The sequence below is a fragment of the Burkholderia sp. AU45388 genome, assembly GCF_030481585.1.
Classification (GTDB): domain Bacteria; phylum Pseudomonadota; class Gammaproteobacteria; order Burkholderiales; family Burkholderiaceae; genus Burkholderia; species Burkholderia sola.
In genome coordinates this window covers 232913-250407 of the sequence record NZ_JAUJPV010000007.1, presented here as the reverse complement: position 1 = coordinate 250407, position 17495 = coordinate 232913, and the positions used below count along the sequence as shown (strand labels likewise).

The following is a 17495-nucleotide window of genomic DNA, read 5'->3' as shown; positions in this document are numbered from 1 at the left end:
CGTCTCCTGTTCTTCAGCGAGAAAATTCAGGGTGTCATCAAGCATGGCGACGCAGGTTAACAGCCTCCATCACCGTTTACAACACCCAAAACAAAAATGCCGTTCAGTTCTTAACTGAACGGCATTAGGCTTCGGCCCGTCTTTTTTTGTTTAGACTTGGAGTGTCAGGCCATTTGCACTCCAGGGAGTCGTCATGCCACACACTCATTACACCACGCTCATCTCCGCCGCCAATCTCGCCGAGCGCCTGGCCGCGGCGCCCGGCAGCGTCGCGCTGTTCGACTGCCGCTTCGATCTCGTCGACCCCGGCGTCGGCGAAGCCGCCTACGCGGCCGGCCACCTCCCCGGCGCGCAATATCTTCATCTCGACCGCGACCTGTCGGGCCGCAAGACGGGCACCAACGGCCGCCATCCGCTGCCGACCCGAGACGCACTCGCGACGCTGCTCGCCAGCCGTGGCCTCAAGCAGGGTCAGCAGGTCGTCGCGTACGACGCGCAAGGCGGCGCCTATGCGGCGCGCCTGTGGTGGCTGCTGCGCTGGCTCGGCCACGATTCGGTTGCCGTGCTCGATGGCGGTCTGCAAGCCTGGGAAGCGGCCGGCCAGCCGCTGACGACCGACGTGCCGCAACCGGCCGCCGGCGACTTCCGCTCGGCCACGCCGCTCGAATCGACGGTCGATGCGGCGGCCGTACTCGCGAACGTGTCGTCGCCCGCGCGCGTCGTGATCGATGCCCGCGCACCGGATCGCTATCGCGGCGAAAACGAAACGATCGACCGGGTGGGCGGCCACATTCCGGGGGCGCGCAACCGCTTCTTCAAGGACAACCTGACTGCCGACGGCCGCTTCAAGACCGGCCATGAACTGCGCGAGGCATTCACGACCGTGCTGGCCGGCACCGAGCCGAACCGCGTGATCCTGCAATGCGGCTCGGGCGTCACCGCATGCCACAACGCGCTGGCGCTGGAAGTGGCCGGCCTGCACGGCGCGTCGCTGTACCCGGGCTCGTGGAGCGAATGGAGCGCCGATCCGTCGCGACCGATCGCGACCGGCCCGAATCCTTGAGCACCCGCGCGGCGCGACGACGATGATGCGGCGGCTGGTGCCGAGGCGGCAGTTGCCACCGCTCGTCGTTTACATCACGCCGTACTTGTGGAACCACTCGATCGCGCGCTTCCAGCCGTCCTCGGCATCGCCCTTCACGTAACTCGGCCGGTAGTCGGCGAAGAACGCGTGACCGGCATCCGGATACACGACGATCTCCGATTCGCGCGCGCGCTTCGAATCGCTCGCCTGGATCGCCTTGCGCATGTCCGCGAGCGACGCCTGCGTGATGTTCTGATCCTTCTCGCCATACAGCCCGAGCACCGGCACCTTCAGCAACGACGCATGGTCGACCGGATTGAACGGCGTCATCTCGTCGGTCTTGCCTTCGACGAACCCGTACCACGCCACGGCGGCCAGCACGTGCGGATTGTGTTCCGCATACAGCCACGCCTGGCGGCCGCCCCAGCAGAACCCCGTCACGCCGAGACGCGACAGGTCGCCGCCGTTCTTGCCGGCCCATGCGACGGTCGCATCGAGATCCTCCGTCACCTGCCGGTCCGGCACCTTGCTGATGATGTGGTCGTACAGCTCCTTCATCGTCGGATACTTCGCCGCATTGCCCTGCCGGACGAACAGGTCGGGCGCGATCGCGAGATAACCGAGCTTCGCGAAGCGTCGGCATACATCGGCGATATGCGCGTGCACGCCGAAGATCTCGTGGATCACGATGACGACCGGCAGGTTCGTCTTGTCGACCGGCTGGGCGCGATACGCCGGAATACTCGCATCGCCCGAGCGGATCTCGATGGTGTCGACGTCCAGCCCGGCGCTGTCGGTCGTGACCGTCTGCGCCGACACGGGCAGCACGGCCGCCGCGAAGGTGCCGCCGAGCGCAGCCTGCATGAACTTGCGGCGCGAGAACGGGACGTGGGGGACCAGGCTGTCGACTTCGGGTTTCAACATGAATGCACTCCTCGATTGGGGCGCCGCCGTCACGATCGCGGATACGACATGACGGGGCATCGCACCGCCACGCGGCGCGGAGGTCGCGGCGGTTGGCACCCCGCCGCAAACGAAAACCCGGACAAGATGCCCAATAATCCGTTGTCGCGTCAACTGTCGGATGTGTAAGACTCGATTACGACGCGTGGCGGCGCCCGCCGAATCGGTCATCGCACGGCGGCCCGTATCGCGCGTCGACGCGCGACCGAATCCGTGTGAGCCGAAAAGAAAAACGGGCGGCGAACACGCACGATAGGCGCATTCCCCGCCCGCGCCACGCGCAACGACGCGATCAGTGCAGCTTGACGCGCGGCAGCGTCGTGCGCCGCAGCCAGTGCGCGACCGTGTCGAGCATCATGCGCGGGTAACCGTGCAGCGCCGCGATGTGCAGCCGGTACAGCGACATGTACATGAAACGCGCGAACAGCCCTTCGATCAGCATGTTGCCGCCGATCAGCCCGCCCATCAGGTTGCCGACCGCGCTGAAGTGACCGAGCGACACGAGCGAGCCGAAGTCGCGATACGTGAACTCGGGTTGCGGGCGCCCTTCGAGCCGGCAGCCGATCGCCTTGAGCAGGAAACTCGCCTGCTGGTGCGCCGCCTGCGCGCGCGGCGGCACGTTGCGTTCGTTGCCCGGCCATGCGCAGGCCGCACAATCGCCGAGTGCGAACACGTTGTCGTCGGTGAAGGTCTGCAGCGTGCGGCGCACGTCGAGCTGACCGAGCTTGTTGACCTGAAGGCCGTCGAGGTGCGAGAGCACGGACGGCGCCTTGATGCCGGCCGCCCAGACCGTCAGATCCGCGCGCACCGCCTTGCCGCTCGCGGTATGCACGAACCCGGGCGCCACCTCGGTCACGCGCTCGCCGAGCATCAGCCGCACGCCGAGCTTTTCGAGCAGTTCGGCCGTCGCCGCCGACACGCGCTCCTGCAGTGCCGGCAGGATCCGCGGCCCCGATTCGATCAGCACGATGCCGACGTCATGGCGCGGATCGAGCTTGTGCAGCCCGTACACGGACAGCACCTGCGCGGTATTGCGCAGTTCCGCGGACAACTCGACGCCCGTCGCGCCGCCGCCGACGATCACGACCTGGATGCGCGGCTCGGTCGACTCGCCCGGCGCGGTGGGCGCCGGCGCCTGGTGCTCGGCACGCATGCATGCCGCGATCAGCCGCTTGCGGAAGCGTTCGGCCTCGCCGACCGTATCGAGTGCGATCGCGTTTTCCGGCGCGCCCTGCACGCCGAAGAAGTGGGTCGTGCTGCCGATCGCGATCACCAGCGTGTCGTATTCCAGCTCGCGCGCCGGCAACAGTTCCTCGCCGTCGCTGTCGTTGATGGGCGACAGCGTGATGCGCTTCGCCGCGCGGTCGAGCGCGGTCAGCTCGCCCTGCTGAAACTCGAAGCCGTGCCAGCGCGCCTGCGCCGCATACTCGAGCTCCTGCGTGAACGGATCCATGCTGCCGGCCGCGACCTCGTGCAGCAGCGGTTTCCAGATGTGCGTCGGATTGCGGTCGACGAGCGTGACAAGCGCACGCGCGGGACGATTGCCGCGTGCGCCGTAACGGTCGCCGAGCCGCGTCGCCAGTTCCAGGCCGCCCGCGCCTCCGCCTACGATGATGATCCGATGCATCTGATTCCCCCTTTGCGATTCGAAACTGCTGCCGCCGGATAAAGCAAACGCGATGCATTCGCACAGCCCGGCGGATTAACCGGTTCGGACATCATCGATGTGCAGTTCGAAGCACTTCGATGCGGCCGATCCGGCACGCGGGGCGCGCCGCCCCGCGTCAATGGCATGACTGACATGCATTGTCCGGGAGCTTGCGCGTTGACCACAAGCAAACCATCTCGATATTCGGCATCCCTGCAACAATATGCCGCGGGCAGCAAGGAATCGTACGGGGTGCGTCAGTGTGCCTCTTCCCAGTTCGCGCCGGCGCCCACTTCGGCGACCAGCGGCACCTTCAGCTTCGCGACGCCGCACATCATTTCCGGCAGTTTCTCGCGCACGAGCGACAGCTCGCTTTCGGGCACTTCGAGCACCAGTTCATCGTGCACCTGCATGATCATGCGCGACGCAAGCCGGTCGCGCGTGAGCCAGTCGTCCACGGCGATCATCGACAGTTTGATCAGGTCGGCCGCCGTGCCCTGCATCGGTGCATTGATCGCCGCGCGCTCGGCCGCCTGGCGACGCGGGCCGTTGCCGCCGTTGATCTCGGGCAGCCACAGGCGGCGACCGAAAACGGTTTCGACGTAGCCCTTCTCCTTGGCCGCCGCGCGCGTGTCTTCCATGTACTGCGCGACGCCCGGATAGCGCGCGAAATAACGGTCGATATAGAGCTTCGCCGCGTCGCGCGTGATACCGAGATTCGATGCGAGCCCGAACGCGCTCATCCCGTAGATGAGCCCGAAGTTGATCACCTTCGCGATCCGGCGCTGGTCGGAATTGACCTCCAGCGGCGTCACGCCGAACACCTCGGCGGCCGTCGCGCGGTGGATGTCCTCGCCCTGCGAGAACGCGCGCAGCAGCGACGCGTCGCCCGAGATGTGCGCCATGATCCGCAGTTCGATCTGCGAATAGTCGGCCGACACGATCTGGTGGCCCGGCGAGGCGATGAACGCCTCGCGGATGCGCCGGCCTTCGGCCGTGCGCACCGGAATGTTCTGAAGATTGGGATCGTTCGACGCAAGGCGGCCCGTCACCGCGACCGCCTGCGCATAGTTCGTATGCACGCGGCCGGTGGTGGGGTTCACCATGCGCGGCAACTTGTCGGTATAGGTCGACTTCAGCTTCGACAGCCCGCGGTGCTCGAGCAGCAGCTTCGGCAGCGGGTAGTCCTCGGCCAGCTTCTGCAGCACTTCCTCGTCCGTCGACGGCGCGCCGCTCGGCGTCTTTTTCACGACCGGCAACTGCAGCTTCTCGAAGAAGATCTGCCCGATCTGCTTCGGCGAGCCGAGATTGAATTCGCCGCCCGCCAGTTCGTACGCCTGGCCCTCGAGCTCGATCAGGCGCGTCGCGATTTCGGTGCTCTGCGCGTGCAGGCGCGCATCGTCGATCAGCACACCGGTGCGCTCCATCTTGCGCAGCACGAGCGCCACCGGCATCTCGATCTCGCGGTACACGCGCTCGAGGCCCGGCTCGCGCGCGACTTGCGGATACAGCGCGTGATGGAGCTGCAGCGTGATGTCCGCGTCTTCGGCCGCGTATTCCGCGGCCTGCGCGAGCGCCACTTCGTCGAAACCGATCTGCTTCGCGCCCTTGCCGGCCACGTCCTCGTACTTGATCGTCTTGACGCCCAGATGACGCAGCGCGAGGCTGTCCATGTCGTGCGTACGGTGCGATTCGAGCACGTACGATTCGAGCAGCGTGTCGTGCTCGATGCCGTTCAGCGCGATGTCGTAGTTCGCGAGCACCTGTGCGTCGTACTTCAGGTGCTGGCCGACCTTCTTGCGATCGGGCGACTCGAGCCACGGCTTCAGGCGCGCGAGCACTTCGTCGAGCGGAAGCTGCTCGGGCATGTCGGGGCCGCAGTGCGCGACCGGCAGGTAGGCCGCCTTGCCCGGCTCGATCGAGAACGACAGGCCGACGAGCCGTGCGAGCATCGGATCGAGTGCGGTCGTCTCGGTGTCGAATGCGGTCAACGCGGCCGCATCGATCTTCGCGAACCACGCGTCGAACTGTTCCCAGGTCTGGATCGTGTCGTATTCGCGCGCGACGTCGGCTGCGATCACCGGGGCCGGCTCGCCTTCCGGCGCATCGGCGCCGCCGCCTTCGGCCGGTGCGCTCTCGACTTCGCGCAGCCAGGTCTTGAAGCCGTAGCGCGCAAAGATGTCGCGCAGCAGGTCGCGCGCCTCGCCGTCGCTCTTCAGCGACGCTTCGATCGAGTCGAGATGCGGTGCGAGATCGCAGGCCGTGTCGACCGTCACGAGCCGGCGGCCCAGCGGCAGGAAATCGAGCGCGCGGCGCAGGTTGTCGCCGACCACGCCCTTGATCTCGGCCGCGTGTTCGATCACGCCGTCGAGGCTGTCGTATTGCGACAGCCATTTCACGGCCGTCTTCGGCCCGCATTTCTCGACGCCCGGCACGTTGTCGACGGTGTCGCCGATCAGCGCGAGGTAGTCGATGATGCGCTCGGGCGGCACGCCGAATTTCGCGAGCACGCCGTCGCGGTCGAGCGTCTCGTTGGTCATCGTGTTGACGAGCGTGACACGGCCGGTCACGAGCTGCGCGAGATCCTTGTCGCCGGTCGACACGATCACGTTCATCCCGTGCCGTTCGGCTTCGCGCGCGAGCGTGCCGATCACGTCGTCGGCCTCGACGCCTTCGACCATCAGCAGCGGCCAGCCGAGCGCGCGCACCGCGCCGTGGATCGGCTCGACCTGCAACGCGAGATCGGGCGGCATCGACGGACGGTTTGCCTTATAGTCGGCATAAAGGTCGTCGCGGAACGTCTTGCCCTTTGCATCGAACACGCAAGCGCTATACTCTGCACTGACTTCCTTGCGCATACGGCGCAGCATGTTGATGATTCCGTAGAGCGCTCCGGTCGGCTCCCCGCCAGGGCCACGCAAATCAGGCATCGCATGGTAAGCCCGATACAGATAGCTCGAACCGTCAACCAATAGCAGGGTCTTACCTTCCAGATTTCGTTCTTCAGGCATTATGAACAAGAGAAAAGTGATTCCGAGTCTGCGTTCGCTCGCAGATCAAGAGCGCGCGACGGCCAAGAAGGCGCGCGCATCGTGGCAGATGTTCACGATTATGGCAGAGTTTATCGAGGCGACCGAGTACCTGTCGGAGATCCGCCCGGCTGTCAGCATCTACGGTTCTGCCCGCCTCAAACCCGACACGCCGCACTACAAGCTCGCCGTGCAGATCGCCCGCAAGCTGTCGGACGCCGGCTTCGCGGTGATCTCCGGCGGCGGCCCCGGCATCATGGAAGCCGCAAACAAGGGGGCGCACGCCGGCAAGGCGCCGTCGGTCGGCCTGAACATCGAGCTGCCGCACGAGCAGGCCGGCAACCACTATCAGGACATCTCGCTGCGCTTCCGCCACTTCTTCACGCGCAAGGTCACGTTCGTGAAGAACTCGGACGCGGTGATCGTGATGCCGGGCGGCTTCGGCACGCTCGACGAACTGTCCGAAGTGCTCACGCTGATCCAGACGAAGAAATCGCGCCTCGTGCCGATCATCCTCGTCGGTAGCGAATTCTGGCAGGGGCTGCTGCAATGGTTCCGCGATCAACTGATTCCGATGGGCCTGATCAATCCGGAAGACATGGATCTGATGCAGGTGATCGACGATCCCGACCAGGTGCTCGACGCGGTGCTCGCGTTCTACGAGGACAGCGGCGAGGAGGAAGGTTCGGACGACGATGATCATCCGCCGCGCCCGGAAGAAGACCGGATGTTCTATCTGTAACCGGTCAGTGACGACAGCCGGCCCGACGGCCGGTTGTCGTGCCTGGCACGCAATGAGCAACGCGTGCCGGCCGCTCGCCGGGCGCGATTTTGTAACGCGCCGTTAATACCCGTTCGCCGCCGCGCGCGGTCGAATGTCAAATCCCGCCGTCGGCGCTGCGTCATGCGACGGGATCAGCCGCACCGGCGGCCCGCCACTGTCAAATGGATGGCCCTTCGCGCGCGCACGCACCGCCAATCCTCCGTAATAATCACGACTCGCCTTTTCCGTCGCCCGGCAGCACACTGCATTCTGTCGGCGCGGCGTTCCCCCGGTGGAACGGTCCCCCTCGCTTCCATCGCGTCGCGTCGGCCCATTCATCACGACACCACGGAAAAGAACATGCAACGCTCGCTGATCGCCCTCGCTTTCGCCGGCCTCGGCCTTTCGCTGTCCGGCCTCGCTCATGCCGTCAACGTCGACGTCAACATCGGCACGCCCGCGCCGGTCGTCGTCGCTCCCGCACCGGCGGTAATCGTCGGCTGGCACGGCGACCGCTATTGGGACGGCCGCCGCTACTGGGAACGCCGCGAGTGGGAGGATCACGAGCGTCATCGCGGCCATGGCGGCTATCACTGCCCGCCGGGGCACGCGAAAAAGGGCGAATGCTGAACGCCTGAGCGCGGGCCATCCGGCCTTCGCGCCGAAACGAAAAGAACAAGGCCGCACGCGAACGCAAGTTCGCGTGCGGCCTTTGTCGTGATGGACGCCGTTGCGCCGTGTGTCGTTACTGGAACGCCACTTCCGCGAAGCTCCGCAGTTTCCGGCTATGCAACTTGTCGAGCCCGTTCGTGCGCAGGATCTCCATCGCCTTCACGCCGATCTGCAGATGCTGGTCGACCTGCCCGCGATAGAACGTGTCGGCCATGCCCGGCAGCTTCAGCTCGCCATGCAATGGCTTGTCGGACACGCACAGCAGCGTGCCGTACGGCACCCGGAAGCGGAAGCCGTTCGCGGCGATCGTCGCGCTTTCCATGTCGAGCGCGATCGCGCGGCTCTGCGACAGCCGCTGCACGGGCTCGCGATGGTCGCGCAGCTCCCAGTTGCGGTTGTCGACGCTCGCGACCGTGCCCGTGCGCATCACGCGCTTCAGCTCCACACCCTCGAGCCGCGTGACCTCGGCCACGCCGCGCTCGAGCGCGAGCTGCACTTCGGCCAGCGCCGGGATCGGCACCCACAGCGGCAGGTCGGCGTCGAGCACGTGATCCTCCCGCACGTAGCCGTGCGCGAGCACGTAGTCGCCCAGGCGCTGCGTGTTGCGCAGCCCCGCGCAGTGACCGAGCATCACCCACGCGTGCGGGCGCAGCACCGCGATGTGATCGGTGATCGTCTTCGCGTTCGACGGGCCGACGCCGATGTTGACCATCGTGATCCCGCTGCCGTCCGCGCGCTTCAGGTGATACGCGGGCATCTGCGGCAGGCGCGGCGGCGCGGTGCCCTCGGCCGGCTCGCCGCCGAGGTTCGCGTTGTACGTCACGACGTCCCCCGGCTCGACGAACGCGCTGTATTCGCTGCGGTACGCGCGCACCTCCGGATCGTCGCTTTCCGTCATCATCGTGCGGCCGAGCTTCACGAACTCGTCGATGTAGAACTGGTAGTTCGTGTAGAGCACGTAGTTCTGGAAGTGCGTGGGCGACGTCGCCGTGTAGTGGCGCAGCCGATGCAGCGAGAAGTCGACGCGCGCGGCGGTGAACAGCGCGAGCGGATGCGGCTCGCCCGGCGCCGGCTCGAACGTACCGTTGACGATGCGGTCGTCGAGATACGACAGGTCGGGCGTATCGAAGATGTCGCGCATCGCGAGCAGGCGGTCGCGATCGAGTTCACCCTCGAGATGGATGCCTTCCGGAAACGCGAAATGGATTGGAATCGGCTGCGACGACACGCCGATCTCGATCTTCACATGGTGGTTCTTCGCCAGCAGGCGCAGTTGCTCGCGGTAGTAGTTCGCGAAGAGATCGGGGCGCGTGACCGTCGTCTCGAACACGCCGGGGCCCGCGACGAAGCCGTACGAGCGGCGCGAATCGACGTGCGTGTTGACGTCGGTGCGGATCCGCACGAACGGGTAGCACGCGCGCACGTGCTCGGTAATCGCTTCGTGGCGGCGATAGCGCGCGAACGCATCGCGCAGGAAGCCCGTATTCGTGTCGTAAATGGCGGACAGCCGCGCGACGGCAGCGATCGGATCGTCGAAAGCCTCGACCGACGGGCTTTCGGGCGACAGCACACGGTGCCGGCGGCTCAAATCGTTCTTCATTTTCATCACCTCGTCTGATCCGACGACATTACCACGGAACCCGGTCGCCCTTATGGCCGCCCCTGCGCACACAAGGGCCGGATGGTGCACAGTATTTGCTAAAATCGGTAGGTTCACTGGAGACTCATCATGAAGCCGCTCATTTTCGTCGCCGCTGCCGTCGCGTTTGCCGCCGCCAGCGTCGCTCACGCCGCCGGCGGCACGCCTGACGCCGACGCGCAGGCCCGGGCCGAGGCCAACGAAGCCGCCGGCCTGCCCGATCTCCGCAAGATCAACCGGCCGGGCGCCGAAGTCACGTCGAAAGTGGACTTCGCCGACATCCGCCGCACGCCGAGCTTCCACGAAAAGAGCAAGAACGGCACCGAGGTCACCGAGTACCGCGACCGCGGCAAGCCGGTCGAGATCGACGTGAAGTCGAACTTCGGCACGCGCTACCAGATGAGCTCGACGCCCGACACGTCGCCGAAGCCGCACGACGCCGGCATCCCGATCACGCGCCTGCCGTCGCTGAACCTGCGCTACTGATTCCGTGGCGCCGCGCACCGACCGCGCCGCGCCGCTCCTTCACCTGCTGTCGCGCTGCACGCCGCCCGCGTGCCGACACCTTGACCTGACGCATCCCGCATGGCCGTTTTCACCGCTGTTTCCGACTCCGATCTCGCGCAATGGATGCGCCACTACGAACTGGGCGACGTGCTTGCGTTCCGCGGCATTCCGTCCGGTATCGAAAACAGCAATTTCTTCCTGACGACGACGCGCGGCGAATACGTCCTCACGATCTTCGAAAAGCTCACGGCGCAGCAGTTGCCGTTCTACCTCGACCTGATGCGCCACCTCGCCGCCCATGGCGTGCCGGTGCCGGACCCGGTCCCGCGTGACGACGGCGCGCTGTTCGGCGAGTTGCACGGCAAGCCGGCCGCGATCGTCACGAAGCTCGACGGCGCGGCCGAACTCGCGCCCGGCGTCGAACACTGCATCGAGGTCGGGCAGATGCTCGCGCGCCTGCACCTCGCGGGGCGCGACTATCCGCGCAGCCAGCCGAACCTGCGCAGCCTGCCGTGGTGGCAGGAGAACGTGCCGGCGATCGTGCCGTTCATCACGGACGCGCAACGCACGCTGCTCGAAGGCGAGCTCGCGCACCAGGCCGGCTTCTTCGCGTCGGACGACTATGCGGCGCTGCCGGCCGGCCCCTGCCATTGCGACCTGTTCCGCGACAACGTGCTGTTCGCGCACGCGGCGCCCGGCACCGGCCACGACGTGCGGCTCGGCGGGTTCTTCGACTTCTATTTCGCGGGCTGCGACAAGTGGCTGTTCGACGTCGCGGTCACCGTCAACGACTGGTGCGTCGACCTCGCGACCGGCGTGCTCGACGTCGCGCGCGCCGATGCGCTGCTGCGCGCGTACCAGACGGTGCGGCCGTTCACGGCCGAGGAACGCCGCCACTGGAGCGACATGCTGCGCGCGGGCGCGTACCGCTTCTGGGTGTCGCGCCTGTACGACTTCTACCTGCCACGCGCGGCCGAGATGCTCAAGCCGCACGACCCCGGCCATTTCGAACGCATTCTGCGTGAGCGTATCGCGCATACGCCCGCGCTTCCCGAGATCCAAACCGCATGCAACTGATCGAAGTGCCCGCGAAAACGGGCTATGTCTGGTTCCGTCAAGGCATCTGGCTGTTCCGCCGGAACCCGCTCGCGTTCATCACGCTGTTCTTCACGTACCTGCTCGCGATCACGCTGGTGTCGAGGGTGCCCGTGATCGGCTCCGCGCTGCCGCTGGTGTTCATTCCCGGCATCGCGGTCGGCTTCATGGCCGCGTGCCGCGACACGGTGGCCGGCAAGACCGTGATGCCGACGATCCTCGTCGACGGCTTTCGCTCGTACGGCGCCGTCGCGACCCAGCGGCTGCTCGTCCTCGGCGTGATCTACGTCGCATCGATGGTGCTGGTGTTCGCCGCGTCGTCGTTCGTGGACGGCGGCGCGCTGTTTCACGTGATGATGGGCGCGGCCGACGAAGCGAACACGACGCCCGAGACGCTCGCCGCGCAAGGCACGCTCGGCGCGCTGTTCTTCGCGACGCTGCTCTATCTGCCGGTCGCGATGCTGTTCTGGTTCGCGCCGGTGCTGGTCGCGTGGCATGACGTCCCGCCCGCGAAGGCGCTCTTCTTCAGCGTCGTCAGCTGCTGGCGCAATCGCGGCGCATTCGTCGTGTACGGCGTGCTGTGGTTCGGCGTCGCGCTCGGCACGTCGCTCGCGCTGTCGCTGCTGCTGCAGGCGCTCGGTGCCGGCGCGTATGCGCTGACGATCATGATGCCGGTGACGATCATCATCGTCACGATGCTGTACTGCTCGTTCTACGCGACCTATCGCGGCTGCTTCGGCGTGCAGGAACCGGGCGCGACGACGACGATGTCGGGCCGCTGACTCTTCTTACGGCCGGCGCATGTCGCCGGCCGCCACGCTGTTCTCGGCCCCGGCCGGGGCGTGCTGTCGATCTACCCTTTCCCCGTATCGATGATCCGGGAGAATAAAGTCCGGCTGAGGGCCAGATCGCAAGTTATTGAATTGAAAAGATCGTTGCAAAGGTGTGCTCGGACGCAAAGTCCGTCATGTCGCGCCGAAACGGCAGTTCGGCGAGGCGGCCACGGAATAAAGTCCGTCTTGCTGAATTTACGATGCCAGGAACGAGCACTTCGATGCCCCGTACAGTTCGACAACACCCGCTGACGGCACACACGTCAACAAGTTCCGACCCGCTGGCAATCATTGCTTCCAAGTCAGGCAGAAGGACGCGACTACGTCGACTACAACTGCTGCATCTGAAGGTCGTCGGCCCGATCGGCAAGCTGGCCGGCCACAATCGGACCGGGGCGGTCAGATAACTTTCGCCAGGCCGGTCAGTCAGAAGGCCTCACTTTTTGCGAACTGACGCACCGATAGGCGGATTTTGGAGACCTCACCCCGCCGTGAGCCGCCGGTTGAGGACCCGATCCAATTCGAATAGCCAAGGTGTCGTCCGCCCTAGCTCAATGGCCGGTTTCAGGCGAGCAAATTGCCGGTGGCATTGCCTCAACCCGGCCACTCGCAGCCATTCGCCTATACACGCATAAGGTCATTCGAGCGGCGGCAAGACCATCGAAATCGAGATCAGCCACATTGTGCTCATCTCGCATCCTAACGAAGCTGCGAACTGACCTAGATGCCGTGGCGGAGCACCGCTGCATGCTGTGGACGAGGAAATGAATCGAATTCCGACATCCGCCGCTCGCCGCGACGCAGGCACTGTAGCGACTTTTGTTTCTGGCGGTTCTGCTCCTGAACTTCAAATTGCCTGGCGTAGAGGCGTTAAACGTTTCAGACTAGATTTTTTACTTTGGGTCGCTAGTTCTTCTCATTTGTCGTGCGGTTTGCGGTCGACCAGAATGGTTTCCATCGAAGACGCCAACGGTCCTCGTCAACTCACCCCAAGGAGATGAACCATGAAACTGCAAAACAAGGTTGCCCTCGTCACCGGCGGCACGTCGGGTATCGGTCTGGAGACTGCCAGGCAATTTCTCGCGGAAGGCGCAAAGGTCGCTGTCATCGGAACGAATCCGGCGCGTCTTGAAGCTGCCGCAAAGGCACTGGGCAGCGACGCTCTGATTCTCTCCGCCGACCTCCGCAAACCTGCCGACATCGACCGCGCCATCGGCGACGTGGCGGCAACGTTTGGCCATATCGACATCGTGTTTGCCAACGCCGGGGCAGGTCAGGCTGCTCCGCTGGAAGCCGTTACCCCGGAAATGATTCAAGAGCAATTCGCTCTGAATTTCACCGGCTTGTTCCTCACTATTCAGAAGGCGGTGCAGCTTATCCCGAATGGAGGTAGCATCGTGGCCACGACGTCGTTCCTGAACACTGTCGGCACACCGGGCCTGTCCGTTCTCTCGGCGACGAAGGCAGCCATCCGGTCGCTGGTGCGTTCTCTCGGCGCCGAGCTCGCGCCGCGTGGCATCCGCGTCAACGCCGTCAGCCCAGGGCCGATTGCAACGCCGTTCCACACCAAGCTCGGCCTTACCGAGGGGCAACTCTCCGACACTGCAGCCACCATTCAGGCAGCAGTGCCGCTCAAGCCGCTTCGGTGAAGCCGCTGAAATCGCGAAGGCGGTTTTGTTCCTGGCGAGCGATGACTCTTCGTTCACGACCGGCGCGGAATTCGTAGTCGATGGTGGCCTGTCGCAAATCTGATGTAACGATGGGGGCGGCCGTTATGGCGTCCCCCAATTTATATCGAGAATTCACATGCGAGAAGGACATCTTGGGCCGGCTGCTTATCCGCGATTCACTCTAAGGGCGCGACGCCTGTCCAGCGTCTCCCCCGCCTCGAACAAACAGCTCGGCAATGTCGGAATCTTCGTAAAACGCGACGATCTGATGGGCCTTGGAGCAGGCGGCAACAAGCTGGGAAAGTTGGAATTTCTGATTGGCTAGGCGCTCGCGCAAGATGCGGACACCGTAGTTACGGTCGGAGCACGTCAGTCGAACCATGCACGACTCACGGCCGCTGCGGCAGCTCGGGCCGGTTTGCAGTGCGAGCTGGTTCTTACTCGCTCGGTTCCCAGAACCGACGCGGCCTACACCGACAATGAGAACGTGCTGCTCGATGAGTTGCTGGGCGCTACTGTCCACGATCTACCGGGTTCGGAAGACGCGATGGTGTTCGCGACTCGGCGCGCCACGACGCTGACGGAGATGGGGGCGCCGCGTCTCTGTCGCACCGCTGGAAGGCTCCAGCCCGGTCGGTTGTCTCGGTTATGCCGCATGCGCCTTGGAGATCGAGGCGCAGGCATCGGAGATGGGCGTGGCATTTGACGAAGTCATCGTCCCTCACGGCAGCGGTGGCACGCATGCCGGCCTGGTTGCGAGATTCGTCGCTCAGGGAAGGACAGCCGCGTTCGTTCGCTCGCATGCCGTGCTCGCCGATGAAGACAAGTCGCGCATGGTCTCATTCGAAAAGTCGACTGCAACGCTGGACCTGCTTGGCCACGAGGCGAGGTTTTCCGTCAGCGACCTGAACATCGACGATTCGCATCTTGGGGATGGATATGGCCTGCCAACCGACGGCATGCGCGAGCCATGCGCACACTTGCCCGAACTGAGGGACTGCTCCTGGACCCGGTCGATAGCGGGAGGGCGTTTGCCGGGCTTCTGCACGATGTGCGGAATGGTCGCTACCGCTCCGGGCAAAATGTCCTGTTCTTGATGACCGGCGGGCTGCCAGGCTTGTTCGCGTATCGCAGCGCATTCTGAAGTTCGCGGACCGCGCTTGATGACACGATAGACTGTCGCTGAATGCCTTGTGAAGATGCGTCAATACGGACATAAACTTATTCAGATGCGAGCACCTCATAACCTGAACGCACTCCGTGCCTTCGAAGCCGTCTCCCGTCATCTGAGCTACGCCGCGGCAGCTGAGGAGCTAAATGTCACGCCGGCGGCAGTCGGACATTTGATCCGCGGCCTGGAAGACGCCCTCGAAGTCGAATTGTTTCATCGGACCACATCAGGCGCAACGCGCCTCTTTCTAACGGACGCAGCACGGTCCGCACTCCCAGCACTGCAATCGGGATTCGACCTGCTGTCCGAGGCCGTTGAACAGCTCAAGGCAAGCAAGTCGCGCACGGCATTCACCGTCACCGTTCCCGCCGCCTTTGCCGACAAGTGGCTACTGCCCCGTGTCGACCGATTTCAGCAGCGGCATCCGTATTACGACTTGCGCATTGACACGAGTAACCGTCTCGTCGACTTCACTGCCGATCGGGTCGACGTCGGCATTCGCTACGGTGCCGGCAAATGGCCCGACCTCGCATCGACATTCCTTTTGCGGGATGAGTTTTTCCCTGTGTGCAGCCCCAGTCTATTGCGCGGTAAGCAACGTCTGAAAAAGCCCGCCGACCTCCAGCACCATCTCTTGATTCACGATGTCTCGATGCAGTCATCAGGCGTGTTCCCGACATGGCGCTCATGGCTTCAGAAAGCTGGATGCAGAGATAGCGTCGACTGTAATCGGGGCATCCAGATCAACGATTCCGCGGCCGCGTATCAGACGGCCATTTCGGGAAATGGAGTGGCACTTGGACGGACGACACTCGTCGAAAAGGATCTCGAGGAGGGGCGCCTCGTTCGACCGTTCGACGTGGTTCAAACCTGTGAACTCGCGTATTACCTCGTGCACAAGAAAGCAAGCGCGAACTCGGCGCCTGTCGTTGCCTTCAAGGAATGGCTATTAGAAGAAGCCGGCGCACGGGGATGACACTCCGAGTCTTTATCGCAGGCCTGCGTGCCACCTCCAGATCGACAGGTTCAAACTCATCGGCGCTGTCTGCCGATCAGCGCCGCGACGTCGATAACGAGAAACATCACGTGTGCTCAATGGAACGATCTGGACAACCACGACCTCCATGCCTCTTGTTCAGCGATTGCGCACGCCGAACCGCCCATATCGGCTTTGTTATCTGTCGAGGGAATGTCTGAAGTCCATTGCGGATTCAACCGGTCGATGATCTTTCGTTGGCTTGAGCACGGAATTCCGCCGCAGGTCACCTTTTCAACCCGATCTTTTGCGCGCAAAATAATTTGCGTACAAATCGTTCGCGCATCCGATGCGCTACCCGAATCATGGATCGCCTGCCTCCGCTGCCCCAGACGCTCGACGAGCAACTCTGCTTCGCGCTTTATTCGACTTCGCACGCGATGACGAAGGCGTACAAGCCGCTGCTCGACAAGTTGTCGCTGACCTATCCCCAATATCTCGCGATGCTCGTGCTGTGGGAGCGCGACGACATGGCCGTGAAGGACGTCTCGGCGCGGCTCGACCTCGATCCGGCCACGGTCACGCCGCTGCTCAAGCGGCTGGAAGCGCTCGGCTACGTCGAGCGCGTGCGAAGCGCGGCCGACGAACGGGTGGTCAACGTGCGCGTGACGCCGGAAGGCCGTGTGCTGAAGGACCGCGCGCGCTCGGTGCCCGCCGACCTTTTTTGCGCGATGCAACAGACACCCGAATTCCTGGTGAGGCTGCGCGCCGATCTCCAGCAGTTGCGCGACGCGTTGTCGGTGGCCAACGAACGCTGACACTTCGCGCATGAAGCGACCCGCCCGGCATCGCCGGGTTTTTCTTCAAAATTTAATTTGCACACAAATCATTAGTGTTCTATATTTCAGTCGTGGCCGGCGACATCCCGTTTGACCGGACCGCTTTCTCCCTCTCTTCCCGACAGGAGCTGCACGATGAACATTCTGTACAAGACCAGCGCCACGAGCACCGGCGGCCGCGACGGCCGCGCAGTATCCGCCGACAACAAGCTGGAAGTGAAGCTGGCGGCGCCGCGCGAACTCGGCGGCACGGGCGCGGAAGGCACGAATCCGGAGCAACTGTTTGCCGCAGGTTACTCGGCCTGCTTCCTGAGTGCGATGAAATTCGTCGCGGGCCAGAACAAGCAGACGCTGCCGGCCGATACGCAAGTGACGGCGGAAGTGGGCATCGGCCCGAACGATGCAGGCGGCTTCGGGCTCGACATCGAGTTGCGCGTGTCGCTGCCGGGGCTCGACAAGAACGACGCGCAAGCGCTGGTCGACAAGGCACACCACGTGTGCCCGTATTCGAACGCGACGCGCAACAACGTGCCGGTGCGCCTGACGGTCGTCTGACACGACGCCGGTTCGGGTTTCACGCGAATACAAAAAGGGCGCGTGCGGCAC

The 17495-nt window shown here is 64.4% G+C and carries 16 protein-coding genes and 1 pseudogene; 13 read left to right on the top strand and 4 right to left on the bottom strand.

The window, feature by feature from the left end:
- Window positions 1-193: 193 nt before the first annotated feature.
- The gene (locus QZM72_RS15490; RefSeq protein ID WP_301738570.1) at window positions 194-1063 is read left to right on the top strand and encodes a sulfurtransferase; all 870 of its coding nucleotides are present in this window, start codon (window positions 194-196) and stop codon (window positions 1061-1063) included.
- A gap of 69 nt (window positions 1064-1132) precedes the next feature.
- On the opposite strand, the gene QZM72_RS15485 is transcribed toward QZM72_RS15490, so the two are convergent.
- The 3 genes from QZM72_RS15485 to polA form a co-directional block, all read right to left on the bottom strand.
- Window positions 1133-2008 (bottom strand): dienelactone hydrolase family protein, encoded by an 876-nt coding sequence (locus tag QZM72_RS15485; protein WP_301738569.1) that lies wholly within the window; start codon window positions 2006-2008, stop codon window positions 1133-1135.
- A 331-nt stretch (window positions 2009-2339) separates the two neighbouring features.
- Entirely contained in the window at window positions 2340-3674 is a 1335-nt protein-coding gene (locus QZM72_RS15480; protein ID WP_089469316.1) for an NAD(P)/FAD-dependent oxidoreductase, read from the bottom strand.
- 278 nt (window positions 3675-3952) lie between these two features.
- The gene (gene polA, locus QZM72_RS15475; protein WP_089469315.1) at window positions 3953-6706 is read right to left on the bottom strand and encodes a DNA polymerase I; all 2754 of its coding nucleotides are present in this window, start codon (window positions 6704-6706) and stop codon (window positions 3953-3955) included.
- A gap of 1 nt (window position 6707) precedes the next feature.
- Between polA and QZM72_RS15470 the strand changes: the two genes are divergently transcribed.
- Window positions 6708-7466 carry a TIGR00730 family Rossman fold protein gene (locus tag QZM72_RS15470; RefSeq protein ID WP_089469314.1) on the top strand — a complete coding sequence of 253 codons (759 nt, stop codon included), beginning with the start codon at window positions 6708-6710 and terminating at the stop codon, window positions 7464-7466.
- Between the two features lie 381 nt (window positions 7467-7847).
- Window positions 7848-8117, top strand: coding sequence for a hypothetical protein (locus QZM72_RS15465; RefSeq protein WP_089469313.1), 270 nt, complete (start codon window positions 7848-7850; stop codon window positions 8115-8117).
- A gap of 115 nt (window positions 8118-8232) precedes the next feature.
- Here the strand turns inward: QZM72_RS15465 and QZM72_RS15460 are convergent, their stop codons facing one another.
- Entirely contained in the window at window positions 8233-9759 is a 1527-nt protein-coding gene (locus QZM72_RS15460; protein WP_011548157.1) for an AMP nucleosidase, read from the bottom strand.
- Window positions 9760-9888: 129 nt separating this feature from the next.
- On the opposite strand from QZM72_RS15460, the gene QZM72_RS15455 reads away from it, so the two are divergent.
- The 10 genes and pseudogenes from QZM72_RS15455 to QZM72_RS15415 all read left to right on the top strand — a co-directional run bounded on the left by QZM72_RS15455 (window position 9889) and on the right by QZM72_RS15415 (window position 17444).
- Window positions 9889-10284: a hypothetical protein gene (locus QZM72_RS15455; RefSeq protein WP_006479446.1), complete on the top strand. Its 396-nt coding sequence runs from the start codon at window positions 9889-9891 to the stop codon at window positions 10282-10284.
- 99 nt (window positions 10285-10383) lie between these two features.
- Complete coding sequence (locus tag QZM72_RS15450; protein ID WP_050011351.1) at window positions 10384-11382, top strand: homoserine kinase; 999 nt, start codon at window positions 10384-10386, stop codon at window positions 11380-11382.
- A complete protein-coding gene (locus tag QZM72_RS15445; RefSeq protein WP_301738568.1) occupies window positions 11373-12182 on the top strand; it encodes a BPSS1780 family membrane protein in 810 nt (269 codons plus the stop codon). Before QZM72_RS15450 ends, QZM72_RS15445 begins: the two co-directional genes overlap by 10 nt.
- A gap of 1055 nt (window positions 12183-13237) precedes the next feature.
- Window positions 13238-13882, top strand: coding sequence for an SDR family NAD(P)-dependent oxidoreductase (locus QZM72_RS15440; RefSeq protein ID WP_367620032.1), 645 nt, complete (start codon window positions 13238-13240; stop codon window positions 13880-13882).
- The gene (locus tag QZM72_RS35650; RefSeq protein ID WP_367620033.1) at window positions 13836-13985 is read left to right on the top strand and encodes an SDR family oxidoreductase; all 150 of its coding nucleotides are present in this window, start codon (window positions 13836-13838) and stop codon (window positions 13983-13985) included. Before QZM72_RS15440 ends, QZM72_RS35650 begins: the two co-directional genes overlap by 47 nt.
- Window positions 13986-14300: 315 nt before the next feature.
- Window positions 14301-14609: pseudogene (locus tag QZM72_RS15435) on the top strand (hypothetical protein); the annotation flags it as partial.
- Window positions 14566-15000 carry a hypothetical protein gene (locus QZM72_RS15430; protein WP_301738567.1) on the top strand — a complete coding sequence of 145 codons (435 nt, stop codon included), beginning with the start codon at window positions 14566-14568 and terminating at the stop codon, window positions 14998-15000. The pseudogene QZM72_RS15435 and the gene QZM72_RS15430, both read left to right, overlap by 44 nt.
- A gap of 132 nt (window positions 15001-15132) precedes the next feature.
- Window positions 15133-16050 carry a transcriptional regulator GcvA gene (gene gcvA / locus QZM72_RS15425; protein ID WP_301738577.1) on the top strand — a complete coding sequence of 306 codons (918 nt, stop codon included), beginning with the start codon at window positions 15133-15135 and terminating at the stop codon, window positions 16048-16050.
- A gap of 365 nt (window positions 16051-16415) precedes the next feature.
- Window positions 16416-16868 carry a MarR family winged helix-turn-helix transcriptional regulator gene (locus tag QZM72_RS15420; protein WP_089469311.1) on the top strand — a complete coding sequence of 151 codons (453 nt, stop codon included), beginning with the start codon at window positions 16416-16418 and terminating at the stop codon, window positions 16866-16868.
- 156 nt (window positions 16869-17024) lie between these two features.
- Window positions 17025-17444, top strand: coding sequence for an organic hydroperoxide resistance protein (locus QZM72_RS15415; RefSeq protein WP_089469310.1), 420 nt, complete (start codon window positions 17025-17027; stop codon window positions 17442-17444).
- Window positions 17445-17495 lie beyond the last annotated feature (51 nt).

Bases quoted from the DNA above. Each gene is read 5' to 3' on its own strand.
- QZM72_RS15460 (WP_011548157.1), bottom strand. From the start codon at position 9,759: ATGAAGAACGATTTGAGCCGCCGGCACCGTGTGCTGTCGCCCGAAAGC.
- QZM72_RS15445 (WP_301738568.1), top strand. From the start codon at position 11,373: ATGCAACTGATCGAAGTGCCCGCGAAAACGGGCTATGTCTGGTTCCGT.
- gcvA (WP_301738577.1), top strand. From the start codon at position 15,133: ATGCGAGCACCTCATAACCTGAACGCACTCCGTGCCTTCGAAGCCGTC.
- QZM72_RS15415 (WP_089469310.1), top strand. From the start codon at position 17,025: ATGAACATTCTGTACAAGACCAGCGCCACGAGCACCGGCGGCCGCGAC.
- QZM72_RS15420 (WP_089469311.1), top strand. From the start codon at position 16,416: ATGGATCGCCTGCCTCCGCTGCCCCAGACGCTCGACGAGCAACTCTGC.
- QZM72_RS15480 (WP_089469316.1), bottom strand. From the start codon at position 3,674: ATGCATCGGATCATCATCGTAGGCGGAGGCGCGGGCGGCCTGGAACTG.
- QZM72_RS15465 (WP_089469313.1), top strand. From the start codon at position 7,848: ATGCAACGCTCGCTGATCGCCCTCGCTTTCGCCGGCCTCGGCCTTTCG.
- QZM72_RS15485 (WP_301738569.1), bottom strand. From the start codon at position 2,008: ATGTTGAAACCCGAAGTCGACAGCCTGGTCCCCCACGTCCCGTTCTCG.
- polA (WP_089469315.1), bottom strand. From the start codon at position 6,706: ATGCCTGAAGAACGAAATCTGGAAGGTAAGACCCTGCTATTGGTTGAC.
- QZM72_RS15450 (WP_050011351.1), top strand. From the start codon at position 10,384: ATGGCCGTTTTCACCGCTGTTTCCGACTCCGATCTCGCGCAATGGATG.
- QZM72_RS15490 (WP_301738570.1), top strand. From the start codon at position 194: ATGCCACACACTCATTACACCACGCTCATCTCCGCCGCCAATCTCGCC.
- QZM72_RS15440 (WP_367620032.1), top strand. From the start codon at position 13,238: ATGAAACTGCAAAACAAGGTTGCCCTCGTCACCGGCGGCACGTCGGGT.
- QZM72_RS15470 (WP_089469314.1), top strand. From the start codon at position 6,708: ATGAACAAGAGAAAAGTGATTCCGAGTCTGCGTTCGCTCGCAGATCAA.
- QZM72_RS15455 (WP_006479446.1), top strand. From the start codon at position 9,889: ATGAAGCCGCTCATTTTCGTCGCCGCTGCCGTCGCGTTTGCCGCCGCC.